At 64.6% G+C, this 25,251-nt stretch carries 27 protein-coding genes, 1 pseudogene and 1 riboswitch; of the genes and pseudogenes, 10 read left to right on the top strand and 18 right to left on the bottom strand.

Translation table 11 applies throughout. From position 1 onward, the window contains the following. Positions 1 to 176: 176 nt before the first annotated feature. Positions 177 to 395 carry a hypothetical protein gene (locus IVB01_RS30735; protein WP_247279174.1) on the top strand — a complete coding sequence of 73 codons (219 nt, stop codon included), beginning with the start codon at positions 177 to 179 and terminating at the stop codon, positions 393 to 395. A gap of 96 nt (positions 396 to 491) precedes the next feature. Here the strand turns inward: IVB01_RS30735 and IVB01_RS30730 are convergent, their stop codons facing one another. Together IVB01_RS30730 and pdxH are read right to left on the bottom strand one after the other, a co-directional pair. Beyond that, positions 492 to 1,244, bottom strand: a complete 753-nt coding sequence (locus tag IVB01_RS30730) for an SDR family oxidoreductase (protein ID WP_247279175.1) — start codon at positions 1,242 to 1,244, stop codon at positions 492 to 494. 35 nt (positions 1,245 to 1,279) lie between these two features. After that, on the bottom strand, positions 1,280 to 1,921 hold the full coding sequence (gene pdxH, locus IVB01_RS30725; RefSeq protein ID WP_247279176.1) for a pyridoxamine 5'-phosphate oxidase: 642 nt from the start codon (positions 1,919 to 1,921) through the stop codon (positions 1,280 to 1,282). A gap of 113 nt (positions 1,922 to 2,034) precedes the next feature. Here pdxH and IVB01_RS30720 point away from each other — a divergent pair, with 113 nt between their 5' ends. Both IVB01_RS30720 and IVB01_RS30715 read left to right on the top strand, forming a co-directional pair. Beyond that, positions 2,035 to 2,442: an RT0821/Lpp0805 family surface protein gene (locus IVB01_RS30720; protein ID WP_247279177.1), complete on the top strand. Its 408-nt coding sequence runs from the start codon at positions 2,035 to 2,037 to the stop codon at positions 2,440 to 2,442. Between the two features lie 187 nt (positions 2,443 to 2,629). Further along, a complete protein-coding gene (locus IVB01_RS30715) occupies positions 2,630 to 3,592 on the top strand; it encodes a J domain-containing protein (RefSeq protein WP_247279178.1) in 963 nt (320 codons plus the stop codon). A 378-nt stretch (positions 3,593 to 3,970) separates the two neighbouring features. Here IVB01_RS30715 and IVB01_RS30710 read toward each other — a convergent pair whose 3' ends face one another. Both IVB01_RS30710 and IVB01_RS30705 read right to left on the bottom strand, forming a co-directional pair. Continuing rightward, the gene (locus IVB01_RS30710; RefSeq protein WP_247279179.1) at positions 3,971 to 4,741 is read right to left on the bottom strand and encodes an anti-sigma factor; all 771 of its coding nucleotides are present in this window, start codon (positions 4,739 to 4,741) and stop codon (positions 3,971 to 3,973) included. Between the two features lie 103 nt (positions 4,742 to 4,844). Then, positions 4,845 to 5,333 (bottom strand): sigma-70 family RNA polymerase sigma factor, encoded by a 489-nt coding sequence (locus tag IVB01_RS30705; RefSeq protein WP_247279180.1) that lies wholly within the window; start codon positions 5,331 to 5,333, stop codon positions 4,845 to 4,847. A 170-nt stretch (positions 5,334 to 5,503) separates the two neighbouring features. On the opposite strand from IVB01_RS30705, the gene fabI reads away from it, so the two are divergent. The 4 genes from fabI (at position 5,504) to IVB01_RS30685 (ending at position 9,500) form a co-directional block, all read left to right on the top strand. After that, on the top strand, positions 5,504 to 6,319 hold the full coding sequence (gene fabI, locus IVB01_RS30700) for an enoyl-ACP reductase FabI (RefSeq protein ID WP_247279181.1): 816 nt from the start codon (positions 5,504 to 5,506) through the stop codon (positions 6,317 to 6,319). A 12-nt stretch (positions 6,320 to 6,331) separates the two neighbouring features. Further along, entirely contained in the window at positions 6,332 to 6,931 is a 600-nt protein-coding gene (locus tag IVB01_RS30695; protein WP_247279182.1) for a histidine phosphatase family protein, read from the top strand. A gap of 177 nt (positions 6,932 to 7,108) precedes the next feature. Further along, entirely contained in the window at positions 7,109 to 8,197 is a 1,089-nt protein-coding gene (aroC, locus tag IVB01_RS30690) for a chorismate synthase (protein WP_247279183.1), read from the top strand. A gap of 112 nt (positions 8,198 to 8,309) precedes the next feature. Beyond that, positions 8,310 to 9,500 (top strand): adenylate/guanylate cyclase domain-containing protein, encoded by a 1,191-nt coding sequence (locus IVB01_RS30685; protein ID WP_247279184.1) that lies wholly within the window; start codon positions 8,310 to 8,312, stop codon positions 9,498 to 9,500. A 3-nt stretch (positions 9,501 to 9,503) separates the two neighbouring features. On the opposite strand, the gene clpS is transcribed toward IVB01_RS30685, so the two are convergent. From clpS to IVB01_RS30660, 5 genes are read right to left on the bottom strand one after another with little or no spacing between them, the layout of a single operon-like run. Beyond that, positions 9,504 to 9,809: an ATP-dependent Clp protease adapter ClpS gene (gene clpS / locus IVB01_RS30680; RefSeq protein ID WP_247279185.1), complete on the bottom strand. Its 306-nt coding sequence runs from the start codon at positions 9,807 to 9,809 to the stop codon at positions 9,504 to 9,506. 43 nt (positions 9,810 to 9,852) lie between these two features. Beyond that, on the bottom strand, positions 9,853 to 10,194 hold the full coding sequence (locus tag IVB01_RS30675) for a DUF190 domain-containing protein (protein ID WP_247279186.1): 342 nt from the start codon (positions 10,192 to 10,194) through the stop codon (positions 9,853 to 9,855). 2 nt (positions 10,195 to 10,196) lie between these two features. After that, on the bottom strand, positions 10,197 to 10,625 hold the full coding sequence (gene crcB, locus IVB01_RS30670; RefSeq protein ID WP_247279187.1) for a fluoride efflux transporter CrcB: 429 nt from the start codon (positions 10,623 to 10,625) through the stop codon (positions 10,197 to 10,199). A 6-nt stretch (positions 10,626 to 10,631) separates the two neighbouring features. Next, positions 10,632 to 11,021 (bottom strand): fluoride efflux transporter CrcB, encoded by a 390-nt coding sequence (gene crcB, locus IVB01_RS30665; RefSeq protein WP_247495132.1) that lies wholly within the window; start codon positions 11,019 to 11,021, stop codon positions 10,632 to 10,634. 19 nt (positions 11,022 to 11,040) lie between these two features. Beyond that, a complete protein-coding gene (locus IVB01_RS30660; RefSeq protein WP_247279189.1) occupies positions 11,041 to 12,246 on the bottom strand; it encodes an MFS transporter in 1,206 nt (401 codons plus the stop codon). Positions 12,247 to 12,361: 115 nt separating this feature from the next. Next, positions 12,362 to 12,439: riboswitch (Fluoride riboswitch) on the bottom strand. Between the two features lie 327 nt (positions 12,440 to 12,766). Between IVB01_RS30660 and IVB01_RS30655 the strand changes: the two genes are divergently transcribed. From IVB01_RS30655 to IVB01_RS30645, 3 genes and pseudogenes are all read left to right on the top strand, one after another. Continuing rightward, a complete protein-coding gene (locus IVB01_RS30655) occupies positions 12,767 to 13,630 on the top strand; it encodes a DUF1194 domain-containing protein (protein ID WP_247279190.1) in 864 nt (287 codons plus the stop codon). Positions 13,631 to 13,801: 171 nt separating this feature from the next. After that, positions 13,802 to 14,437 carry a hypothetical protein gene (locus tag IVB01_RS30650; protein ID WP_247279191.1) on the top strand — a complete coding sequence of 212 codons (636 nt, stop codon included), beginning with the start codon at positions 13,802 to 13,804 and terminating at the stop codon, positions 14,435 to 14,437. Between the two features lie 370 nt (positions 14,438 to 14,807). Further along, positions 14,808 to 15,406: pseudogene (locus IVB01_RS30645) on the top strand (hypothetical protein). 94 nt (positions 15,407 to 15,500) lie between these two features. On the opposite strand, the gene IVB01_RS30640 reads toward IVB01_RS30645, so the two are convergent. The 9 genes from IVB01_RS30640 to IVB01_RS30600 all read right to left on the bottom strand — a co-directional run bounded on the left by IVB01_RS30640 (position 15,501) and on the right by IVB01_RS30600 (position 25,180). Next, on the bottom strand, positions 15,501 to 16,748 hold the full coding sequence (locus IVB01_RS30640) for a methyltransferase (RefSeq protein WP_247279192.1): 1,248 nt from the start codon (positions 16,746 to 16,748) through the stop codon (positions 15,501 to 15,503). Next, on the bottom strand, positions 16,741 to 17,475 hold the full coding sequence (locus IVB01_RS30635; RefSeq protein WP_247450152.1) for a TlyA family RNA methyltransferase: 735 nt from the start codon (positions 17,473 to 17,475) through the stop codon (positions 16,741 to 16,743). Before IVB01_RS30635 ends, IVB01_RS30640 begins: the two co-directional genes overlap by 8 nt. A gap of 28 nt (positions 17,476 to 17,503) precedes the next feature. Then, positions 17,504 to 18,058 (bottom strand): nucleoside 2-deoxyribosyltransferase, encoded by a 555-nt coding sequence (locus tag IVB01_RS30630; RefSeq protein WP_247279194.1) that lies wholly within the window; start codon positions 18,056 to 18,058, stop codon positions 17,504 to 17,506. Between the two features lie 171 nt (positions 18,059 to 18,229). Beyond that, positions 18,230 to 20,158 (bottom strand): 1-deoxy-D-xylulose-5-phosphate synthase, encoded by a 1,929-nt coding sequence (gene dxs, locus IVB01_RS30625; RefSeq protein WP_247279195.1) that lies wholly within the window; start codon positions 20,156 to 20,158, stop codon positions 18,230 to 18,232. 581 nt (positions 20,159 to 20,739) lie between these two features. Continuing rightward, positions 20,740 to 20,991, bottom strand: coding sequence for an exodeoxyribonuclease VII small subunit (locus IVB01_RS30620; RefSeq protein ID WP_008551229.1), 252 nt, complete (start codon positions 20,989 to 20,991; stop codon positions 20,740 to 20,742). A gap of 73 nt (positions 20,992 to 21,064) precedes the next feature. Then, complete coding sequence (locus IVB01_RS30615; RefSeq protein ID WP_247450155.1) at positions 21,065 to 21,994, bottom strand: histone deacetylase family protein; 930 nt, start codon at positions 21,992 to 21,994, stop codon at positions 21,065 to 21,067. Between the two features lie 136 nt (positions 21,995 to 22,130). Next, positions 22,131 to 23,786: a bifunctional metallophosphatase/5'-nucleotidase gene (locus IVB01_RS30610; protein WP_247279197.1), complete on the bottom strand. Its 1,656-nt coding sequence runs from the start codon at positions 23,784 to 23,786 to the stop codon at positions 22,131 to 22,133. 267 nt (positions 23,787 to 24,053) lie between these two features. Then, positions 24,054 to 24,812, bottom strand: coding sequence for an enoyl-CoA hydratase-related protein (locus tag IVB01_RS30605; RefSeq protein ID WP_247495131.1), 759 nt, complete (start codon positions 24,810 to 24,812; stop codon positions 24,054 to 24,056). A gap of 185 nt (positions 24,813 to 24,997) precedes the next feature. After that, entirely contained in the window at positions 24,998 to 25,180 is a 183-nt protein-coding gene (locus tag IVB01_RS30600) for a hypothetical protein (protein WP_247279199.1), read from the bottom strand. Positions 25,181 to 25,251 lie beyond the last annotated feature (71 nt).

Here is a 25,251-nt window from a genome sequence, read left to right as displayed (position 1 = left end):
GACCTTACGCCAGTCGCACAGACATGGTCGATCGTGTCGCAGAATAGAGCGGGATTGAGGCGGTGCGGTGACCTGTGCTCTGTGCCCCAATTCCTCCGGTAAAATTTGAGCGGTGGGCTGAACGTTTGCGCGAAACTTGTCTGCGATAAGCAGCGTGTTAGCCGCGAGGAACAGCCATGGTTGAAAAACACATAACGACGCCCCGCAACGTCATCGATCTGGCGAACTATCGACAGGTCGTGACGAGCGGCAAGGCGCCGTCGTTGTCGGCACGCATGTGCCGGCACTGTGGTGCTCCGCTGCTCGACGGCGAGAACGACGACGACTGCTCGACAGCATTCAACGCGGCCGCTCCGCGGCCGCGCGAGAGGTCGCGTCGGATTCGACTCGATTGAGGAACGGAAGGAAGGGCGATCCAGGTCTTGCGGCGGCGTTGTCTGGATCGCCTTGCTTCCCTAAGCAGCTAACAGCCCAATCATTGGCAAAAGCAATCACACGTGCTGGCCGCCGTTGATGTGGATCTCGGCGCCGTTGACGTAGGAACTGGTCTCCGTGCACAGCACGTAGATGATCTTGGCAACCTCGTCAGGCGTGCCGAGCCGGTGCATCGGGATCTGCTGCTCGACGATCTTCTCGGTGCCGGGTGACAGAATCGAGGTGTCGATCTCACCCGGCGCGATCGCGTTGACGCGCACGCCGATGCGGCCGAAGTCGGAAGCCATCTCGCGCGTCAGAGACGCGAGCGCGGCCTTGGACGTCGCGTAGGCGGCGCCGGCGAAAGGATGGACGCGCGAGCCCGCGATCGAGGTGACGTTGACGACTGATCCCTTTGCCGCCTTCAGCTCTTCGATCAGTCCACGCGCCATCATGATCGGCGCGAAAAAGTTGACGTTGAAGACGTGCGTCCAGGTATCGAGGTCGGTGTCGACCGAGCCGAGCCGCGCGCCACCCGGGCCCTTCGGCGAGATCGCGGCGTTGTTGACCAGCGCATGCAGCGTGCCGTCCTCGAGCCGGCGCCGGATCTCGGTGATCGCGCGCGCGGTATCCTCGGGATCGCCGAGGTCGACTTGGATGTGGTCCTCGGGGCCTGCGTCCCACGGGCAGTCTTCCGGGAAAGGATGCCGTGAGCAGGTGATGACGCGCCAGCCGGCCGAGGAGAACCGGATCACGGTGGCGTGACCGATGCCGCGGCTGGCTCCGGTCAGGAGCAGCGTACGACGCGGCACATTGGATGAATGCGGCATGGACATCTTTCAGGTCGGAAAGCTGAAGACAAGGCTCAAGGATACATCCGCATCTTGGACCACGGTCGGCCGGCTGCGTCACGGCGAAATTCGATGCGGTCGTGCAGGCGGAATGGGCGGTCGTGCCAAAACTCGATCCGCATCGGCGCGATGCGCCAGCCGCTCCAGCCCGGCGGCCGCGGCACCTCGCCGATGACGTATTTGGCCGCGACTTTTGCGATGGCCTGTTCGAACGCGAAGCGGCTCTCCAGCGGCTCGGACTGCTTGCTCGCCCAGGCGCCGATCTGCGCCTGCTTGGGGCGGGTGGCGAAATAGGCATCGGCCTCGGCGTCGGTCACCGGCGTCACGTTGCCGCGGATGCGGACCTGACGGCGCAGCGACTTCCAGTGGAAAAGTAACGCTGCCTTAGGATTTGCGGCGAGTTCGCGGCCCTTCTGGCTTGCGATGTGGCTGTAGAAGACGAAACCCTCGGTATCGAAGCCCTTCATCAACACCATGCGCACATCCGGAAGCCCGTCCGCGTCCACGGTCGCGAGCGCCATCGCGTTCGGATCGTTCGGCTCGCTCTTGATCGCCTCGTTCAGCCAGGCCTCGAACAACGCAAATGGCTCGTCGGCGGTGGTGAAATCACCGGATGTTAAGGGTGTCTGGTGTTTCATCGAGGTCGTGTCGGTCATGTCTGGAGTCCGAGTTGCGTCCCGCGGCCCAAAACGCGCTGTTGTCCGCTACCGCCCTATATAGGGCATGGCGACGCGTTGGCCTATCGACGATCCGACCGTCTGGCTTCGTCATGACGCTGCTTCTGATCGGGCTTGGTGCCGGCGGCTGCAGCTTTTCGCGCAACGACAGCAGCGCCTATGCCAAGGCGGACGACAGCGACCTGACTGGATCGATCGCGCGGCCAGCGAAGGACGCCCCGCCGACCGAGACTGATCTCGCCTTCGCCCGCAACGCCGCCTCGGACGTCCTCAGCAAGGGCGACAAGGATTCGAGCCAGCACTGGGAGAACCCGGAGACCGGCGCGCGCGGCTCGGTCACCCCGATCGCGCAATCCTATGCCGCCGAAGACGGCCGCAAGTGCCGCGACTTTCTGGCGAGCTATGTCAACGGCAATACCGAAAGCTGGCTCCAGGGCGCCGGCTGCCAAAGCAGCCGTGGCCGTTGGGAGATTCATACGCTAAAGCCGTGGCGGAGCTGAGCATGATCGGGACCCGAAGGGCCGCGCTCGCGAAATGTGGGAACCGGTCTTCCGCTAAGATCATGCTCGAATCATCTAGGGTCGGCACACGCCCCTAGTTGCAAAAATGCCACTCTCTCCCCACATGACTGCCAGATGGGGCAGGGAGCCCTTTGAACAATTCGATTTCTTGAAGGAGACGTGACGGATGCGCGACCCCTATGAGGTCTTGGGGGTGCCGCGGAGCGCCAACGCTGCCGCCATCAAGAGCGCCTATCGCAAGCTTGCCAAGAAGCATCATCCCGACAGCAACAAGGGTGACCCGAAGGCTGCCGAGCGCTTCGCCGAGATCAATTCGGCCAACGAGATTCTGGGCGACGAGGACAAGCGCAAGCAGTTCGACCGCGGCGAGATCGACGCCGAGGGCAAGCCGCGCTTCCAGGGCTTTCCGGGTGGCGGCGGGCCGCGCGGCCGCGCAGGGCCCGGCGGTTTCGAGAGCTATACATTCCGGAGCGGCGGTGCGGGTGGCGCCCCGGGCGGCGGTGCGTTCGAGGATATCCTCAACAGCATGTTCGGCGGCGGGATGCGTGGCGCGCGCCCTGGGGCTGGGGCCGCCCAGTTCGACTTCGACACCGGCGGGATCGGGCTCGATCTCGACGTGAACGTTGCCATGTCCGTCTCGCTGGAAGAGGCGGTCAAGGGCGGCGAGAAGCGCGTCCGGCTGCCCACGGGCAAGGAGCTTAATGTCAAGATTCCGGCTGGCGTCACCGAAGGCCAGCAGATCCGGCTGCGGGGGCAGGGCGAAAGCGCGCAAGGCCATCCGCCCGGCGATCTCCTAATCACCATCAACATCGCGCCCCACCCCTACTTCAAGGTCGAAGGCGCCGACTTGCGCATCGATCTGCCGGTCACGCTGTACGAGGCGGTGCTCGGCGCCAAGGTCCGCGTGCCCACGCTCGGCAACGCCGTGGAGCTCTCTGTGCCGAAAAACACCTCCAGCGGCCGGACCTTCCGCCTCAAGGGCAAAGGACTGCCGAAGGCGGGTGGAACCGGGGATCTCTTGGTGACAATCAGGATTATGCTACCGGACGGGAACGACGCTGAGCTTGAAGCATTGATGGAAAAGTGGCGAGACCAACACCCCTACAATCCACGGAGCGGACTCGGCTAACGCATGATCCGGAAAACTGCGCAGCGGTTTTCTGAAAAGGTCATGCGCGAACGACAGGGCGCTATCCGAGCCCGCCTCGACGATCGGAGCATTCTCTTCCCGAAAGGATGATGCTCAACAGACGCCTGAAGCGTAGTCGCGCTTCGACGCAGATGTTTGAGACGTGTCAGCTGTCCGGCGGGGCAGCCGACAAAAAGGTGCGGCCTCGAGAGGGGGACCAGCGCGGTACCAAAAACCCCAATCGAGGCCGCCCGCGTCGATCGGCGGATCGAACGCTGCGCATTTTCGCGTGATCATCCGGTGCGATAATGAGACGCGCCGATGTCGTGATTCCAAATTTTCAATGACGGAATCGAGGCACCCGTTTGCTCGGGTTGTCTACCTGCCGTTCTTCTCGGCTTGGTCGTACACGGCCTGGGCCACCTTGGTCAGCCGGTCACGGTCGGTACCGCCGCTGACGACGTAGCCAACCCCACGTTCGGCCCAGAACAGCGCACCGTCCTTATCCGTCTTGGCATAGCGCATCTGCGTCGCGCCGTTCTCGGTCTTGGCGGCGTAGATCGTGTACCGCTCGCCCGAGGCGCCTTCATACATCAGGAACGACGCCGGACCGTTCGGGCCCGGCAAGAGCCGGCCGCCGACGAGCTTCAGCCCGCTCGCCTCCAGGTTCGGAGCGAACACAGTCCAGCCGCAGCGCCGTGTCAGCCAAGCCTGGAGGTGGTCACGCTCGTTGCCGCCGACCTCGACAGGGTGGCGGACCTCGACGACGTAGAGGCGGTGGGCGTCGAGCGCGTCGGCCGTGAAGCTCTGGAAAGTCGAGGGCGCGTTGGCGGCGCCATGCGCCACCCACCCGGCCGTGCCCCCGGCAACGAAGGCAACCAGCACAGCCGCGGCGGCGCCATAGAGCCATTGCCGGGGGCGGCGCTCCAGCCGCTCAAGCTCCAGCCGTGCCGGCACCGGCTCGTGGGCGACGGAATCGTAGCGGGCGTGCAGCATCTCGGCCATGGCGCGCCACGACTGCACGCGCTCGGCCTCGTCAGGGTTGGCGGCAAGCCAGGCCTCGACATCGGCGCGACGTTCGGCCGGCAGCTCGCCGTCGACATAGGCGTGCAGCTCGTCTTCGGTCACCGGGATCTTGCGATCGTTCATATCGGTTGTCTCTGGCTCTGGGGCCCAAAATGTTCTTCGTGGCTCAAAGTCGCTCGCTCCATCGGCATGTGGGCGGACAACACGCGATGCATCAACTCTGCCATCATTTCACCCGCCTGAGCGCCGGGCGCTCGCCGCTCAGCGAGGCTTTGACGTGGGCGCGGGCGCGCGCCAGGCGCGACATCACGGTGCCGATCGGCACGCCCTGGATGTCGGCGACCTCGCGATAGCTCATGCCCTCCAGCATCACCAGCAGCAGCACCGAACGCTGCTCCTCGACGAGGGTGGCCAGCGCCTTCTCGATATCGCGCCCTTCGGCCTCGGTCCCGCTGGCGTCCGGGTTGTTTTCCGTCAGCGGCATCAATTGCGGACGCCTCGCCAGTGAGCGCCGCCGGTTCTTGTTGAGGTTGGTCAGGATCGTGTAGAGCCAGCTCCTGACGTCGCCTCCGAGGAACAAGCGCTCGGAGCGCAGCGCGCGCACCAACGTATCCTGCACCAGATCGTCGGCCGCATCCCCATCGCGCGTGAGCGCGCGGGCATAGCGGCGCAACGCCGGGATCATGGCTTCCACGCTCTGGCGAAACGCATTCATTGCGGTTTTCACGTCCCGGTGTCCGGCGCGAGCGCCTCAACGATCATAACACCCGAATGAAACGGCTATTCCGGCGCTCGAAACAGCGTAAACGCCGTGTATTAGGACTGTACCGCGAAGGAGGGCTGGTGTACCTCCAGACCTTAACCCGCTCGATGGGACGTTGAGAAATGGCGCAGAATTCAGGTCTGATGCAGGGCAAACGGGGCGTGATCCTCGGCGTTGCCAACAACCGCTCGATCGCCTGGGGCATCGCCAAGGCATGCCGCGCGGCCGGTGCCGAGCTCGCCTTCACCTATCAGGGCGATGCGCTGAAGAAGCGCGTCGAGCCGCTCGCCGCGGAGGTCGGCGGTCTCGTGCTCGGCCATTGCGACGTCACCGACGCTGCCACCATCGACGCCGCCTTCGCGGTGCTGAAGGAGAAATGGGGCAAGATCGACTTCCTGGTGCACGCGATCGCCTATGGCGAGCAGCTCGACGGCCGCTATATCGACACCACGCAGGAGAATTTTTCGAAGTCGATGCTGATCTCCTGCTACTCGTTCACCGCGGTGGCGCAGCGCGCCGAGAAGCTGATGACGGACGGCGGCTCGCTCATCACGCTCAGCTATTACGGTGCCGAGAAATGGATGCCGCATTACAACGTCATGGGCGTGGCCAAGGCCGCGCTGGAAGCCAGCGTGCGCTATCTCGCCGCCGATCTCGGCGAGAAGAACATCCGCGTCAACGCGATCTCGGCAGGTCCCATCAAGACGCTCGCCGCGTCCGGCATCGGCGATTTCCGCTATATCCTGAAGTGGAACGAGTACAACGCGCCGATGCGGCGCAACGTTTCGACCGAAGACGTCGGTGGCAGCGCGCTGTATTTCCTCTCCGACTTGTCGCGCGGCGTGACCGGCGAGGTTCACCACGTCGACTCCGGCTATCACGTGCTCGGCATGAAGCGCCCGGACGCGCCTGATATCTCGCTGGGTGGCAAGGACTAACTTTCAGCGGCAATGCCCGTGCCTACGATCTACTTTCTGCGCCACGGCGAGACCGAGTGGAACGCGCTCGGGCGGCTTCAGGGCACTCAGGACATCCCGCTGAACGCACGTGGCCGCAGCCAGGCCGCGCACGCGGCTGACGTTCTGGCCGGTCTGTTCAGGCGCGACGGCAAGGACAAGGCGGCGCTGCCCTATGTCTCGAGCCCGCTGGGACGTGCGCGCCAGACCATGGAACTGGTCCGCCGCAAGCTTGAATTGCCGCTTGCCGATTACTCGCTCGACGACCGCCTGCGGGAGATCGGCTATGGCACGTGGGAGGGGCTGACATTGGCCGAAAGCGAGGCCTCCGATCCTGATGTCTATGCAAGGCGCCTCGCCGACAAATGGACGGTCGCGCCCGCTGGCGGCGAGACCTATGCGGCCGTACAGCTGCGCGTCCTCGATTGGTACGAGTCGCTTCTGGTCGATACCGTCGCGGTCGCCCATGGCGGCACCTGCCGGGCCCTGATGGTGGCTTTGGGCATCGAGACCCCCGCCAGCGCTGCCGACCTCTATATCCAGCAGGGCGCCGTCTACGTGTTCCGCGACGGCCGGCTGGAGAAGTTCAGTTAGGCGAGATTTTCGTCATTCCGGGGCGCCCGAAGGGCGAACCCGGAATCTCGAGATTCCGGGTTCGATGCTCTGCATCGCCCCGGAATGACGGAACTAGGGTTGAATGCCGTGGCCCTCGGGGCTACGACGTTGACATACAACGTTTATATAAAAACTAAGCACAGGCGACAGCCAAGCATGTCCTTCAACACATTCGGCCACATGTTCCGTGTCACCACCTTCGGCGAGAGCCACGGGGTGGCGATCGGCTGCGTGGTCGACGGCTGTCCTCCCATGATCCCGCTCAGCGAGAGCGACATCCAGAGCGACCTCGACCGCCGCCGGCCGGGCCAGTCGCGCTTCACCACCCAGCGCCAGGAGCCGGACCAGGTGAAAATCCTGTCCGGCGTGATGGCGCATCCGGAGACCGGCGTGCAGGTGACGACGGGCACCCCGATCGGGCTCCTGATCGAGAACACCGACCAGCGCTCGAAGGACTATTCCGAGATCAAGGACAAGTTTCGACCCGGTCATGCCGACTTCACCTATGAGGCGAAGTACGGCCTGCGCGACTATCGCGGCGGCGGGCGCTCCTCGGCGCGCGAGACCGCGACGCGCGTTGCCGCCGGTGCGATCGCACGAAAAGTGCTGCCCGACGTCAGGGTACGCGGCGCGCTGGTGCAGATGGGCCCGCACAAGATCGACCGCACCAAATGGGACTGGGACGAGATCGGGAAAAATCCGTTCTTCTGTCCCGACAAGGACAAGGCCGCCTTCTTCGAGACCTATCTTGACGGCATCCGCAAGAGCGGCTCCTCGATCGGCGCGGTGATCGAGGTTGTCGCCGAAGGCGTGCCGGCGGGCCTTGGCGCGCCCATCTATGCCAAGCTCGACTCCGATTTGGCGGCCGCGATGATGACCATCAACGCCGTGAAGGGTGTCGAGATCGGCGCCGGCTTTGGCGCGGCCGAATTGACCGGCGAGGAGAACGCCGACGAGATGCGCACCGGCAACGACGGCACGCGCTTTCTCTCCAACCATGCCGGCGGCGTTCTGGGCGGCATCTCCACCGGACAGCCGGTGGTGGTGCGCTTCGCAGTGAAGCCGACCTCGTCGATCCTCCAGCCGCGTCTCACGGTCGATCGCAAGGGCGCTGATACCGAGATCTTCACGAAGGGCCGCCATGACCCCTGCGTCGGCATCCGTGCCGTTCCCGTCGGCGAGGCCATGATGGCCTGCGTGCTGGCCGATCACTTTTTGCGCGATCGCGGGCAGGTGGGACGCTAGTTTTTTACCTCTCCCCGACGGGTAGAGGTGAACGCCGCCGCCGGCGTTGGTGTCGCAGCACTAGCTCTCCGCGCAGCTTGACGGGCCCACAACTTCGTCCGCAAATGCGGACATGAACAGCTCCGAGCTCCAGCGCATTACCAACTGGCTGATCGACGGCGCTTGGTCGTCGCAAGAGCCGGCCGAGATGATCGCCGATTTCTGCGAACGTCTGGTCGCGGCCGGCCTGCCGCTGTGGCGCTTCGGTATCTTCATCCGCACGTTGCATCCGGAAATCTTCGGTCGCAACTTCATATGGCGGCAGGGCGAGGAGGTCGAAATCGGCAGCGTCGATTTCGATATTCTGGACACGCCCGAATTCGCCCGCAGCCCGCTCCGCATCGTCTTCGAGCAGGGGCTGGAGGTCAGGGGACGCGCGAGCGATCCCGACAGCAAGCGATTTCCGTTCCTCGACGACATGCGTGCCGAAGGCGCGACCGACTACATCGCGGTGCCGGTGCCGTTTCTCGATGGCTCCATCCACGCGACGAGCTGGGTCACGCAGCATCCCGGCGGCTTCAGCGACGACGACATCGCGGCGATCCGAACCATCATAGCGCCGCTGGCGCGCGTCAGCGAGATCATCAGCCTGCGCCGCACCGCCGAGATGCTGCTCGATACCTATGTCGGCAACCGCGCCGGCGCGCGCATTCTCGGGGGCCAGATCCGCCGTGGCCACACCGACATCATGCAGGCGGTGATCTGGCTCTCGGACCTGCGCGGCTTCACCGCGCTGTCGGACCGGCTGCCGGCCGAGACGGTGGTCGCGATCCTCAACCATTATTTCGACTGCCAGGTCACCGCGATCCGGGGCCATGGCGGCGAGGTGCTGAAATTCATGGGCGACGGCCTGCTCGCGGTGTTTCCGATCGATGAATATGTCGGCGATGCTGCCCATGTCTGCGCGCGCGTGCTGGAGGCCGCGCGCGAAGCGCGCGCCAGCGTGGAGTCGCTCGCGTTTCCGGTCGGCGACGCCGTCGAGCGCTTCCGTTTCGGCGTCGCGCTGCACGTCGGCAACATCCTCTACGGCAATATCGGCGGGGGCAACCGGCTGGACTTCACCTGCATTGGCCCCGCCGTCAATCTCGCGGCCCGGCTGGAGAAGATCACGGGCCGGCTGGGGCGGACTGTCGTCGCCTCGGAGGGTTTTGCCAATGTCTGCCACCACGACTGGCACGAGCTCGGAGAATTTCCAATCGCAGGATTTTCAAAGGCGCAGCGCGTGTACGGGCTGGCGGAAGAAACGCATGCGCTGGTGAGCTGAGCCTTATTCCTCCGGCTCGGTCGTGAACAGCAGCGGATAGCCCTTGGCGCGGCCGGCGTCGGTGGCGCGCGTGGCCTTGGTCTCGGCGACGTCCTTGGTGAACACGGCGACGACGCAGGCGCCCAGCTTGTGCGCGGTGATCATCACCTTGTAGGCCTGATCCTCGGTCATGCGGAATTCGGCCTTGAGCACCATCGTGACGAATTCGCGCGGCGTGTAGTCATCGTTGATCAGGATGACCTTGTGCAGCCGTGGTCGCTCGACCTTGGTCTTCGTCCTGGTTTTCGGTGTGGTAACGGTGTCGTTCATTCCGCCTCCCGGACACGGCGGGCTCGGGTTCCTGCTGGAGCGATCAGCTCGCGACCTTCGCACCATATTGCAGGACCTGCACCTTCTCCAAGGTGATCAGGCCGCTCGACATCATGCCATCGAGGATGGGCAGGAATGCGTTGATGTTGTCCTCGCTGTCGACGATCTCGATCAGCAGCGGCAGGTCTTCGGAAAGTCGCAGGATCTTCGACGTGTGCAGCCGGCTCGACCTGCCGAAGCCCATCGGACCGCGCAGCACGGTGGCGCCGGCGAGGTGCCGCTCGCGCGCCGTCATCACGATTGCTTCATAGAGCGGCTTGCCGTCGAAATGGTCGCTCTCGCCGATGAAGATCCGGAGCGAAACTGCCTGAGCGGGGACTTGCATGGTCAGCTCCTTGTCAAGCGGTTGGTGCGGCTCGCCATCATATGCCCGAGCCATGCCGACACCAGCCAGCAGACGACGGACGCCGTGACATAGGCAAGTGCCGTGTACTTCATGCCGCCGTGGAGCAGGCGGAAGGTCTCCAGGCTGAAGGTGGAGAACGTGGTGTAGCCGCCGCAGAACCCGGTCATGACGAACTGTCGGTGCTCTGGGCGCGCCAGCACGCGGCCGTCGGGGCCGGTCAGCGTCGCGTAGAAGCCGATGATCAGCGATCCCGTCGCGTTGATGAACAGCGTGGCGAAGGGAAAGCCCGGCCCGGTGTCGAGCGCGAGACCGACGAGATAGCGGGTCAGCCCGCCGACGATGCTGCCGGCGGCAACCCAGGCGTAGAGTATCGCGCTACGCCAGCGATCGGCGGAGGAGGGGACGGTCATGTGCTGCTATCCTCCAAGACTGTCCGCAAGGAGAAAGCCGCAACTAACGGCGGCGAGGCACAGCCCGACCGAGAACACGACATTGCCGAGTGCGTGCATTGGCTCGCCGCACCGCGCCAGCGTCAGGGTTTGCAGGCTGAACGAGGACACTGTGGTGTAGCAGCCGAGAAAGCCGGTCACCGCGAACAGCCAAGGGTTGGGCGTGGCGAACACCGAGCCGGGATGGGCCGCGAGCGCGCCAAAAATGCCGATCAGGAAGGCGCCGGTGACGTTGATCGTCATGGTACCCCACGGAAACGTCTCGTCCAGCCGCCGCGCGATCGCGCCGGACACGAAATAGCGCGCGCAGCCGCCGAGCACGCTCCCGATCATGATCGCAAGCGCTCCACTCAGCACGACGAAAAGCTCCCCGTCATCATTTCTGCTCCGCTGCCAGACCGTTGCCGACGGCAAGCAGTCCTATGAGCGAGATCAGCGCAAAGCCGAGCCCTGCCAGAAACGTGCCTGCCGGACCATAGGCATCCCACAACGCGCCGGCGATCACGCTCGCGGCCAGCAGTGCCAGACCCGTGAACAGGTTGAAATAGCCGAACGCGGTGCCGCGCAGGCTCGGCGGCGCGGCGTCGGCGACCAGGGCCGAGAGCAGACCTTGCGTCAATCCCATATGCAGCCCCCACAGCACGACGCCGAGCGCGAGGCCTGCAAGGCTCGGGAGCAGTGCCAGCGCGAGGTCGGCGCCGGCAAGGAAGACCAGGCCGAGCGCGAGCAGGCCGGTCCGGTTGATCCGGTCCGACAGCACGCCGGCCGGATAGGCCGAAAGCGCATAAGCGACGTTCATCAGCACCAGCACCGCCGGCACCCACATCGCATTGAGCCCGATGTTCTGTGCGCGCAGGATCAGGAAGGCCTCGCTGAAGCGCGCGAGCGTGAAGACGATGCCGACCGCGACGACGCGCCAGTAGACGGATCCGAGCTGCCGCATCGCGGCAAGATTGAGCGGGTTCTTCGCAGGCTCCCGGCTCGGATCCGCCGGCTCGTGCACGGCAAGTGCGATCAGTCCAAAGGACAGGAAGGCCGGCAGCACCGCAACCCAGAACACGATCGTAAAATTATCCGCCGTCCACCACATCAGGCCGATGGCCGCGAGCGGCCCGACGAAGGCACCGATCGTGTCGAGCGATTGTCGCAGGCCAAAGCTCGCGCCGCGCAGCCCGTTAGGAGCGATGTCGGCGATCAGGGCATCGCGCGGCGCGCCGCGAATGCCCTTGCCGACGCGATCGATGAAGCGCGCCGCCACCAGCCACCCGACGCTCGACGCGAGCGGAAACAGCGGCTTGGTGAAGGCGGCTAGCCCGTAGCCGAGCGCGGCGAGCAGCTTGCGTCGACCAAGCCAGTCCGACAGGGCGCCGGAGAAGATTTTCGTGATCGAGGCGGTCGCCTCGGCAATGCCCTCGATGAAACCGACCGTGAGCGTGGAGGCGCCGAGCACGGTGACGAGATAGACCGGCAGCAGCGCATGGATCATCTCGGAGGAGATGTCCATTAGCATCGAGACGAAGCCGAGCACCCAGATTCCCCTGGGCAGTGAGGCGCGCTCAGCATTCGGTGTCGTCGTCGTCACGTCTTCGCCTTCTCCTGCCCTGGCTTGCTGGCCTTCGTCACCAGGCAACAAAAAACCCGCCATCGGCGGGTTGGTCCATGCTCCCACCAAAGGCGGAGGCCTAAAGATTGCCCCACCTCAAGCAGGAGTCATCAGCCCACTACGATCATCGACCGCCGGGCGGTTGTCGGGGGACTCCATCCCCATCTGTGCGTCCAGCCTAGCATGGAAATTGCGCCGGACAAGTGGGCGGGAAGTGTCCCTACACACCACATCATTACACCTGTCATTCCAAGGATCGCGAACCAAGGCTCGCGAGCGAGACCCCGGAATCTCGACATTCCGGGCTCGGCTCTGCGAGGCGCCCCGGAGTGACGGTGCGTATGTGATCGCTGGTGTTCCGGCGGCGCGAGCGCGGCAACAGCGCGGCAGCTTTGCGTTGGGCCGATCCTAACTCGAATGTGAAGCGCAAGCGATCTTCGCACTTTGCGGCAAGGCGATTGCATGTCACCATCGCGTCATACGACGGGAGACTGGTGCGATGCGCTTGCTGTTCTCGATCGGGGCTGTACTGGTGGCCGGCGTGCTTGCCGGAGGGGACGTCGCGGGCATCGCGGCGCCAGGACCAAAATTCGAGCTGCCCGAGAACCAGGCGCAGCGGCCGGTTGCCGACAAGGATGCGCAGGCGGTCGACGTCGAACTGATCCTCGCCGTCGACGTGTCCTACTCCATGGACATGGACGAGCTCGCGATCCAGCGCGAAGGCTACGCGCAGGCAATCCAGTCGAAGGAATTCCTCCAGGCACTGAAGCTCGGTCCGAACGGCCGCATCGCCGTGACCTATTTCGAGTGGGCCGCTTCCAGCGACCAGAAGATCATCATCCCCTGGCGGCTGGTCGACGGCCCCGAGACCGCGGATGCGGTCGCCGCCGAGATCATGAAGACGCCGATCCGGCGCGCCTCGCGCACCTCGATCTCCGGCGCGATCACATTCGCGATGCCGCTGTTCGACGAGGATCCCTACCGGGGCTTGCGTCGCGTGATCGACATTTCCGGCGACGGCCCCAACAACAATGGCGGCCCGGTCACGGTGGCGCGCGATGCCGCGCTGGAGAAGGGCATCGTCATCAACGGTCTGCCGATCATGGTCAAGGAGCCGTCCTATTCGACCATGGATATCGACAATCTCGATTTCTACTACGAGGACTGCGTCATCGGCGGTCCCGGCTCTTTCGTCATCACGATCAAGGACCGCGACAAGTTCAAGGAAGCGATCCGCACCAAGCTGCTGATGGAGGTCGCCGGCCGCAGGCCGGAGCGCCCCGTGATGCGGGTTGCGGACAAGGAGCCGCGCGTCAATTGCATGATCGGCGAGAAGATCTGGTCGGACCGCTGGGGCCGCTAATAGCGCGATTGGGACCTTTCGCCTCATCCCACCCGACGGTCGAATTTAACCGCTCGTTAACCGGCACATGGCCCTAATCCGATTGTTTCAGTTCGTTCCCGATTGCTGTTTTGACCCTGCTGTCGGGCGCGATCGAGAGCGGGTTCGTCGAACCCGTCCACCGAGCAGACTATGGCCATCGTCACGTCGAGCAGCAGCCAGATTTCGCCCGCCAATGAGCGAGTCTTTCACCAGAGCAAGTTGCTCGGTGAATGGAAGGGCAATTGGGTCGGCAACAACCAGCCCGTCGGCTTCAAGGTCGTGAACATCCGCGGTGCCCGGGCGCAGGTCGAGTACACCCATAACGGGCAAACCGAGCGGGGCTTTGCCGAGGTCAATGGCTCGCTGATCACCTTTGGCGGGGTCACGGTGGGCACCAAGGACGGTAAGAGCATGGTGCTGTTGTTCTCGGCGGGCGGCGCTGGCAAGCAGACCGCCAATCTCGAGAAGCAGGAACCGCCGGCTTCCGACAGCCGCCTCATGGGAAGCTGGGGCGGCTATTCCAGCGATAACGGCAAGAGCGCGAGCTTCAAGGTGCTCTCGGTCAACGGCAAAGAAGCCCAGGTCAGCGTCACCACCGACGGCGTCACCCGCCAGGGCACCGGCACCGTCTACAAGAACGTCATCATGTTCGGGCAGGCGCAGATCGCAACCGACGACGGACAGAATGGCAAGGTCATCTATCAGGTCGGCACAAAATCTTTCATGGTGCCGGTGACGAAATATCCGCCGGCGGACTCCTCGTCTTCGGTCGACAAGACCGCCTGAAAGCTGCCTCTCACCATTTCGGTGGCCGCTCCACGAACGTCCTCAAGCCCCCTTGCGCCTCATCCTGTAGAGGCATCCCGCGACGTGGGTCCGCTCGTTACGTGCGTACGTGCGGCCGCGAGCTCGGCATAGCCCGACGTCGTAGTCGGAGGAGGGATGCACGTTACCCCACGCGCGTGAGCCGCCGAGCACCACGGCCTGAACGCCCGGTACCTCCGCAAGAATGGGTGTCAGGCGGGGTGAGCAAGGGATCGGGGAACATCAGGTGCAACTCTCCGGGAGCCCCGCGCCGTGACGTCGGCCGGATCGCTCCGCTGGCATTGGTCATGTTCGACGAGTATAATTTGCAAAACTCTTGACGGTCATCTGAATGTTCAACCTCGCAGCTTCATGTGCACTTGCAACTCTCGCAGTGCTCTGCCTGACCGGCGCACCGGCTCATGCGCAAGTTGCGCCGCTGAGATATTGGATCCCCGGCGGGCCTTTCGGCCTCAGTGGAGGTGCCGGCCAGAGCTCCGATACTTACGGCGGCTTCTCAAGCTTCAATGCCGGCGATGCGGGGTGGCGCACCAGCTATGCGAATGGTTTCTTTGTTGGCAGCGAGCGCGGCAATTTTGGTTTGAGCGGCTCAACCAGGCCGGCTCGGCCGGCAATTTCAGCGCGCTGTCCTATGACAGCACGCAGTTCGGCTACGCCACCAAAGCGGCAGGTGGTTTGCCTGTCACGTTCTTCGCCGGTTTCGACACCTTGAAGTACGGCAACGGCATCGGCAGCTCGCTGGCGCCGCTCACCTCCAACGCCGCACCCGGTTATGGTGCGTTCGCGGGTGTCGAGTTCAAGCCGACCCCCAATCTCAGCCTGTCGTTCGGCGCCGGTTTCAGCCAGCAGCAATCGGGACGCATGGACAGCGACATCAACTCCTCGATGCTCCCCGGCGAGTCGCCCGCATTGGGCGGCCTGCGGCGCTAGAGCATGATCCGGAAAAGTGCGCAGCGGTTTTCCGAAAAGATCATGCTCAAAACAAGACCTAAAGCGCGGCGATTTATCCTGCTCTCATTGCGCTTTAGCGCGTAAACCGCGCAACCAGCTCCACATGCGGCGTGTGCCGGAATTGGTCGACCGGCACCACCGCGTCCAGCCGGTAGCCGCCGTCGATCAGCAGTCGCGCATCGCGGGCAAAGGTCGCGACGTTGCAGGACACGGCGATCACGATGGGCACCTTGCTTGCGGCGAGCTTCAGCGCCTGGGCCTGCGCGCCCTGGCGCGGTGGATCGAACACCACCGCGTCGAAGTCGCGCAGCTCCTGCGGTACTAGGGCGCGGCGGAACAGGTCGCGTGGCTGGGCTTTGATTGGCTTCAGGCCGGGCGTGCGCGCCGCTTTCGCGAGCGCGGCGATCGCGCCGGCGTCGCTGTCATAGGCGGTGACGCGCGCCTTCTCGGCCAGCCTCAACGCGAACGGCCCGACGCCGCAGAAGAGGTCGAGAACCTCCTTGGCCTTGCCGACGCGCTCGGCGACGAGCGCGGCCAGCGTCTCTTCGCCCACCACCGTCGCCTGCAGGAACGAGCCCGGCGGCAGCGTCACCTCCGCGCGGCCCATCTTCACCGTGGGCGGCAGGCGTTGCAGCACCAGCTCGCCATGCCGGGTCAGTCGTGCCAAGCGGTGCTGATCGGCGACGCGCGACAGCGCCGTGACCAGCGGCGTCGGCAGCGGGCCGGAGCCGCGCACGTCGACGTCGAGGCCGTTGGCCGTGGCGGTGACCTGGATGTCGAGCGGTTTCGTCACGGGCACCTTGGACGTCAGCGGCTCGGCGAGCGCCCAGGCGGCATCGAGCGCGCCGGCGAGCGCGGGATCGAGGATGGGGCAGCGATGGATCGGAATGACGTCGTGCGAGCTCGTCGCGGAGAAGCCGACCTTGAGGATGTCATGCGTGCCGAACCGGCCGTGCAGCGTGATGCGTCTGCGGCCGGCGCCGTGCGCATCGACCAGCGGCGTCACTTCGCAATCCACGCCGGCCTGCGCCAACGTCTCGACCACGATGCCGCGCTTCCAGGCGCGATAGGGCTCAGCCGCCCAATGCTGGATGGCGCAACCGCCGCAGACGCCGAAATGCGGACAGAACGGCTCGATGCGCTCGGGGCTTGCGACGTCCACCGCGAGCAGCTTGCGGCGATCGGGATGATGGCCTGCGGCATGATCGACCTCGACGGTCTCGCCTCGAAGCGTATAGGGCACATAGATCGCTTCGCCCGTCGCCAGCGAGACGCCGTCGCCGCGATGGCCGACATGATCGATTGTCAGGCGCTCAACCACGCCGCGCGCCCAGGAAGAATTCGATGTTGCCGTCACCGCCCGTGATCGATGACGGAAACACCTCGATGTCGATGCAGCCGAGCGAGGCCGCAAACGCTGCGATGTCGTCACAGATCTCCCGGTGCACGGCGGTGTCGCGGATGATGCCTTTCTTGTTGTGCTTCCGGTCGGCCTCGAATTGGGGCTTGATCAGCGCCAGCAGGCTCATGGGCGCCGCTGCCAGCGACAGCGCCACCGGCAGCACCGCCTTGAGCGAAATGAAGCTGACGTCGACGACGACGATATCGGGCCGCGCCGGCAGGCGCTTGCCTTCGTAGGACCGAATGTCGGTCTCCTCCATCGACACGATCTTTGGATGATCGCGCAGCGAGGGATGCAACTGGCTGGTGCCGACGTCGATGGCGAACACCAGGCTTGCCCCGTTCGCCAGCAGCACCTCGGTGAAGCCGCCGGTGGAGGCGCCGACATCGAGGCAGACATGGTCCTCGATTTCAATCGGGTAATGCTCCAGCGCGCCGGCGAGCTTGACGCCGCCGCGGGAAACATAGGGGTGGGCCGGCTCGGCCTGGATCACCGCGTCCTCGGCGATCGTCTCCGATGGTTTGGTCACCTGCTTGTCGTCGGCCGTGACCAGCCCGGCCTCGATCGCCGCGCGCGCCCGCGCCCGGCTTTCGAACAAGCCGCGCTCGACCAGCAATACGTCCGCGCGCTTGCGGGGAGTGGACATTACGCTCTCATGGGCACGACTGAGCTGCTTATGTAGCGATCAATCGCGCAGCCGCCATCCGGACGCAAGCCTCGAAAGCGGCGAGATCGTGCCAGACATCGATCGGCATCTCGGCCGGCGTCACCAGCGGGCAGCCATGCCGCTCCAGCGCATGGATCATCATGAGGTTGTCGACGAGGCCGAAATCCTCGACCGTCAGTCCCTGCGCATCGACCAGCCGTCCGTCCTCGGAGGTAACGTCCATGAAACGGCCGACGCGGTCGGCATAGGCGGCGCCGTCATTGGAATAGGCGAGGCAGAGTTTACGCCGCCCGGCCATGTAGCCGAGCTCGTAGACGGTGCCGGGATCGGCGCCTGCGCCGCGGAACGGCGTGAGATTGGCGATGATGGCGTCGGCCTCGTTCATCATCGCCTCGTTGCCACAAAAGATCTGCCGCGAAGCGTCGGGCGCGGTGAGGTCGATCGCGTTGTCGAGCGGATAGAGGCCGGTGAGACCGTGAGCCGTGCAGATATCGATCTTGCGGCGGCCGATCTCGATCGCGTCCGGCAGGAATACGTCGGGGCCTGCAAGATAGATTTTCATGGGAGATAAAGCCCGAAAATCGTGGATCGAGACCCGAGCCGCGGGGCGTGCTCTGCTCCCTCCCCCGCTTGCGGGGAGGGTTGGGGAGAGGATGTCTTCGATCGAGAACCCCCGAGAGGAAAGAGCCCTCACCCGACGCGTCACCTCTCCCGCAAGCGGGAGAGGTGAGCATCAAGCCAGCTTGACCGTCTCGGCCTTGACGTCCTTGCCGAGCGCTTCGAACACCTTGGCGACGATGCCCTTGGCGTCGAGACCGGCGCGGGCGTACATCGCGGCGGGCGTATCGTGATCCAGGAACACGTCGGGCAGCACCATCGAGCGGAACTTGACCATGCCGGTGTCCAGCACGCCCTGATCGGTCAGGAACTGGGCGACATGCGAGCCGAAGCCGCCGATCGAGCCTTCTTCGATCGTGATCAGGATCTCATGGTCGCGGGCGAGCTTGAGCACCAGCTCGGTGTCGAGCGGCTTCATGAAGCGCGCATCCGCAATCGAGGTCGACAGGCCGTGGGCTGCGAGCTCGTCGGCCGCCTTCTCGCATTCGGCGAGGCGCGTGCCGAACGAGAGCAGGGCGATCTTGCTGCCCTGGCGGATCATGCGGCCCTTGCCGATTTCGAGCGGGATGCCGACTTCGGGCATCTCGATGCCGCGGCCTTCGCCGCGCGGATAGCGCAGCGAGCTCGGACGGTCGTCGATCGCGACCTGCGTCGCCACCATATGCACGAGCTCGGCCTCGTCCGCCGCCGCCATGATCACCATGTTCGGCAGGCAGCCGAGATAGGCGTTGTCGAACGAGCCGGCATGCGTCGCGCCGTCGGCGCCGACCAGGCCTGCGCGGTCGATGGCGAAGCGGACGGGCAGGCTCTGGATTGCGACGTCATGCACGATCTGGTCGTAGCCGCGCTGGAGGAAGGTCGAGTAGATCGCGCAGAACGGCTTGTAGCCTTCGGTCGCAAGACCGGCGGCGAACGTCACCGCATGCTGCTCGGCGATGCCGACGTCGAAGGTGCGGTCGGGGAACGCCTTGTTGAAGATGTCGACGCCAGTGCCCGACGGCATGGCCGCCGTGATGGCGACAATCTTGTCGTCCTTCTGCGCTTCCTTGACGAGGCTCTGGCCGAACACGTTCTGGTAGGCCGGCGCGTTCGGCTTGGCTTTGGCCTGCGTGCCGGTCGCGACGTCGAACTTGACGACGGCGTGGTACTTGTCGGCGGACGCTTCCGCCGGGCCATAGCCCTTGCCCTTCTGCGTCACGACGTGGACCAGGATCGGTCCTTCCTCCATGTCGCGCACGTTCTTCAGCACGGGCAGAAGGTGATCGAGATTGTGACCGTCGATCGGACCGACGTAATAGAAGCCGAGCTCCTCGAACAGCGTGCCGCCATCCATCATGAAGCCGCGGGAGTACTCCTCGACACGGTTGGCGCGGTTGGCAATGATCTTGGGCAGGCGCTTGTTGATCTGCTTGGCCGCATCGCGCAGCGTGCGATAGGTCTTGCCGGAGTAGAGGCGCGACAGATAGGCGCTCATGGCGCCGACCGGCGGCGCGATCGACATGTCGTTGTCGTTGAGGATGACGATCAGGCGCGAGTTCATCGCACCGGCATTGTTCATGGCCTCGTAGGCCATGCCCGCCGACATCGCGCCGTCACCGATCACGGCGATCACGTTGTTCTTGCCGCCGGAGAGATCGCGCGCCACGGCCATGCCGAGGCCGGCCGAGATCGAGGTCGAGGAATGCGCCGCGCCGAACGGATCGTAATCGCTCTCGCTGCGCTTGGTGAAGCCGGACAGGCCGCCGCCGGTGCGCAGCGTGCGGATGCGGTCGCGCCGGCCGGTGAGGATCTTGTGCGGATAGGCCTGATGGCCGACGTCCCAGATCAGCCGGTCGCGCGGCGTGTCGAAGACGTAATGGATCGCGGTCGTGAGTTCGACGACGCCGAGACCCGCGCCGAAGTGACCCCCGGTCACCGAGACGGCATCGATCGTCTCCTGCCGCAGCTCGTCGGCGACCTGGCGAACCTGCTCGATCTTCAGCTTGCGCAGGTCTTCCGGCGTCCGGATGGTGTCGAGAAGCGGCGTTTTACTGTATGCGTTCACGGCGATTTCCAATTTGTCAGCGCCGGAAGGTCATTCCGGTGCGCGATGGGTTTGCTCAATATCGGCGCAGCGCGAGTCCTCAAACCGTCGGAGCCACCTGCATGGGGCAAGGCCCCGTCTTCAGCTTAGGTAAGCTTAAGTGCGCTCCGGTTCAGTCTCTGTGATCCCTGTCACTTAGATCGGCTTCGCCCGTCCCAGCCAATTCTTTAGCAGTTTGAAGCCCTTGTCGTCGGTAATCGATGCCCACGCAAGGCTTACAAAAAGCCACACTCCGCGCAGCTTTACACCAAACCTTGGGCCAAAGCCAACCCGCTGGGCCGATTGGGGGTATGCAGGTGCAACCGGCGGGCCGGAGTGGTTAACTGCGGCCCGTGACGCAGGGTTCCGGGCCTGCCGGATCCTTCGCGGGCTTTTTTGGCCAGAATCGGGTCTTTTTTGGTCTCTCAGGACCCGGATTCCGGTACCGGCCGCACCGGCTGGAGCCCACGTTCATGGACGGCGAGGGTGCGATCACGAAAGGTGCAGCTACGCTCCAAACCTGCCCTATTACAGCGGTCAGAAACCGAGGGGAGGCCTTTAGCTTACTGGACGTCGAGCGGCGCGGTGCCGGTGGCCTGGCCGCTGGCATCGGTGGTGATCTTGTCGACCCGCGCCTCGGCCTGCCGCAGTAGATCCTCGCAGCGGCGCTTCAGGGCCTCGCCGCGCTCATAGATCGTCACGGATTCCTCGAGCGGCACCTTGCCGTCTTCGAGCCGCTTCACGATCGTTTCGAGTTCCTCGATCGCGCGCTCGAAGGTGAGCCTGGAGACGTCGATTTGGGTATTTTCGGCCATATCCGTTTCCGATTGCCCGGTTCGCTTCACATGAGAAAAAGCAGAATTTTGCGGGCTTAATGTGGCGGGTGCGTCACGCGCCCATCAGGGCGCCGACATGCGCCGTAACAGATTCTTTCAGTCCTTGCAGGTCATAGCCGCCCTCGAGCACCGAAACAATGCGGCCTCCTGCGGTCTTGTCGGCGAGGTCCATCAGCTTGCGGGTCACCCAGGCAAAGTCCTCGGCGCGTAGGTTCAGCGAGGCGAGCGGGTCGCGGTAATGCGCGTCGAAACCTGCTGAGATGACGAGCAGCTTGGGGCTGAATTTTTCGAGCTGCGGCAGGATCAGATGCTCGAACGCGGAACGGAATTCCGGCCCGCCGTCCTCCGACGCGAGCGGCGCATTGACGATGGTGTCGTGGTCGCCGCGCTCGCTCTTGGCGCCGGTACCCGGGAACAGCGGCATCTGGTGCGTCGAGCAGTACATCACGGTCGGGTCCGACCAGAAGATGTCCTGCGTGCCGTTGCCGTGATGCACGTCGAAATCGACGATCGCCGCGCGCTCGATGCCGTATTTGCGCTGCGCATGGCGCGCCGCGATAGCGACATTGTCGAAGAAGCAGAAGCCCATCGGCTTGCCGATCTCGGCGTGATGTCCGGGCGGGCGCACCGCGACGAAGGCGTTGCGATGCTGGCCCGTCATCACCGCTTCGGTTGCCGCGACCGCGCCGCCGACGCCGCGCATCACCGCTTCCCAGGTGCCCGGCGACATCGAGGTGTCGCCGTCGATGTAGACCTGGCCGCTGGTCGGCGCGATGTGGCGCAACTCGGTGACGTAATGCTCGTTGTGGCACAGCGTGACCAGATCGAGATCGCCCTCCGGAGCCTGGTCGCGCACCAGAAACTGGAAACGCTCGTGCGACAGCGCTTCCTCCACCGCGCGCAGGCGATCCGGCCTTTCAGGATGTCCCGGCGGAGTGACGTGGTCGAGGCAGGCCTTGTGGGAGAGGAGAAGCGTGCTCATCAGGTCGGCCTCATGGGATGCGGGCTCTTGCCGTCGCTTGGCGCATCCGGCGCCAAAACGCAAATGCAAAACCCAAATCTAGGCGTTTGGGCGGCAATGGCAAAGGGCCGTCCCGGGCCCGCCCGTTCGATCCGGATCAATTCACGCGCAGGATGCGGGTAGGCGGCAGCGGTCCAATCGGCCCATGCGCTCGGAAGAACGCGAACAGCGCGTCCGCGTCGTAACCGCCATATTGTGGCGCGGTACCCTGTTTGGCGACGGTAAAGCCGTCGCCGCCGACGGCGAGGTAATCATTGAGGGTGACGCGGTAGCCGCTTCCAGCTTCGATCGGCCTGCCGCCGAGACTCATCCTGTCGGCGATCACGCGCTCGCCGAATGGCTTCGCCGCATCCCAGGCATAGCTGAACCCGTTCGACACTTGGAGGATCCGTGGCCGCTTCGGGTCCGACCATTGCTGCTCGAGCAAGTCCTTGAGCTGGCGGCCCGTGAGCGTCATGGTGACGAGGCGGTTGCGAAACGGCTGGCTGGCGAAGACATCGCCGAATGTGATCGCGCCGTTCTCCTTGGGAACGATGTCGGTGCGGATGCCGCCGGGATTGGTGAGCGCGATCACGGCGCCGCCCTCCTTGGCATCGCGGGTTGCAAGCAATTGCGCATCGGCAATGACGTCGCCGAGCGCGCTTTCGCCGGCCTCGTTCGGAATGCGCGACAGCGTCTGCGTCACCGATCCGGCCGGCCGGTTGGCGATCGGCGCCGACAGCTTGTCGTACGCCTCGATCAGCGCGGTCTGGTCCGGATCTTTCGCAAGCGAGGCATTGGCGACGATGACGTTCTCGGCCCTGGCGCTGACGATGTCGCGGCTTGCGGGATCGAGCTTGACGTCGATCGCGGTGACCAGCGTGCCGTATTTGTCGCCGCTGGTGACGAGGCGTCCATCGATATCGCAGACATAGGCGCGGTGGGTGTGGCCGCTGACGACGATGTCGACGGCCCGGTCGAATTTCTTCACGATGTCGACGATCGGACCCGAGATGCCGGGACATTCGTTGTAGTCGCCGGTGGGCTCGCCGCCTTCGTGGATCAGCACGACGATCGCTTCCACCCCACGCCCCTTCAATTGCGGCACGAGCGCATTGACTGTCTCGGCTTCGTCGCGAAATTCGAGACCGGCGATGCCGGCGGGCGAGACGATGCCGGCGGTGCCCTTCAGCGTCAGTCCGATGAAGCCGACGGGAACGCCGTCGAACTCCCTGATCTCGTACGGCGGCAGCACGCTGTTGCCGGTCGCGGTCTCGATGGTCGAGGCCGCGAGATAGTGGAATTTGGCGCCCGTGAAGGGATGCGGCCCCTGGCAGCCGTCGACCGGATGGCAGCCGCCGTTCTGCATCCGCAAGAGCTCGGCCTTGCCCTCGTCGAATTCGTGATTGCCGATCGAACTAATCGCAAGACCCATCTTCGAGAGCGACTCGATTGAAGGCTCGTCGTGAAACATCGCCGACAGGAACGGGCTCGCGCCGATCAGATCGCCTGCGGCGACGAAGATCGTGTTCCTGTGTCCATCGCGCAGCTGCCTCACCAGCGTCGCCATGTATTCGGCGCCGCCGGCCGCCACCATCACCTTCCTGGCCTTGTCCTCGGGATCATTGATGCGAATGCCCCCTGGCGAAGGCCGCAGATTGCCGTGGAAATCGTTGATCGCGAGGATGCGCAGCTCGACCGGGGCTGCGGTCTCGGCTGAGGCGGGGAGGGTGCTGGCGAGAGCGAGGGCAGCAAGGATGGATCGATATCGCATGGAACAAGATTAGTCGGTCCGCGCAAAGATTTCACGAAACTCTTTTGTTGAAGCACCGCGCGTGCCGCACGCTCCCGCCCGCCCCTTGAGGGGGCGGGTCGGTTCGCATGAAATGCGAACCGGGGCGGGGCGACAGACCATCCTGTGAGCAGGTGCTGGCAAGGTTCGTATCCCGGCGAGAGTCTTCGTGCGGCTCACCCCACCCCGCTCGCGCTTCGCGCGAGCGACCCTCCCCCACCAGGGGAGGGTGACAGCCGAGTGCTCGCCCTACCGCTTCTTCCTATTCGCAAACGCGTTGAACGCAGCAATCGCCTCTTCCGACTTGAGCCGCTCGCCGAACAAATGGGCTTCCTGGTCGATGCGGCGGGTCAACTCCTCCGGCAGGGCGCGCAGCAGTCTGCGCGAGGTCGCGACCGCCTCGGCCGGCAGCCGGCAGATCTCGCGCGCCACCTTGCGCGCCTCGACCTCGGTGTGTCCGGGCGAGACCACGGTGTTGACGAAGCCTGCGGCATGCGCCTCCGCGGCGGAAAAAGTCCGTCCCATCACCAGCATCGCGAAGGCGCGCTGGTAGCCCATCGTGTTCGGCACCAGCAGGCTGGCCGCGCCGACCGGAACGAGCCCGAGATGGATGTAGGGCGCGGAGAAGGTCGCAGCGTTCGAGGCGAGCACATAGTCGCAGTGGAACAGCATCACGGTGCCCATGCCGATCGAGACGCCATCCACGGCCGCGATGATCGGCTTGGCATTGAGGGCGAGCGAATAGAGAAACTTGGCCCCGTTCGACAGCATTTCGGGGTGCGAGGCGTCGGCCTTCAGGAAATCCTCGATGTCGTCGCCGGCAGTGAACACGCCGGAGCCACCGGTGATGATCATGCAGCGGATATCAGGGTTGTTCTGCGCGGTGTCGATCGCGCGGCTCATCTCCTGATACATGTCCTGCGTGATCGCGTTCTTCTTGCTCGGACGACGCAGGGTGATCACGCGCGTTCCACGCTCTTCGGTGACGACGATATTGCCATTCGGCATGAGAGCCCCCTGCGGTCGCCACGGCGCTTGCCTTTGGCGTGTCTCACGAAAGGTCAGCCTACATCATCTTGCAGGCGTGCCAATGCGCTGCTCAAGCTTTTCGATCCCGATCTTGTGTCGTCAGCACAGGCCGCCGGCCGCATCGTCACGCGCTGTCGCGCGTTGCAACATTGGGCTACAATGGTTCACTTGAAAAACTGCTGGTTGTGGGGCATGATCGCGCCTGGTGCCGTTTCCTTTGACTGATTGCTCGATCGATGATTGCCGCAGCGGCTGTCGCTGACCGGCAGCATCGGCTTCCGTTCCGCGATGCTGACCGCCACGCTCGCGATAATGGGGCTGGTGTTGCGGGTGGTCGTGACGTTCATCGGTCGGCCCGCCGGGACCTCGCTGGCATCGGCGGGACATCCGTCCGGTGACGATGCGGCCGCACCGAGCC

Source organism: Bradyrhizobium sp. 164 (assembly GCF_023073715.1).
Lineage (GTDB): Bacteria > Pseudomonadota > Alphaproteobacteria > Rhizobiales > Xanthobacteraceae > Bradyrhizobium.
Note: the sequence above shows the minus strand (reverse complement) of the source record. Positions and strands in the feature narration are given on the sequence as shown.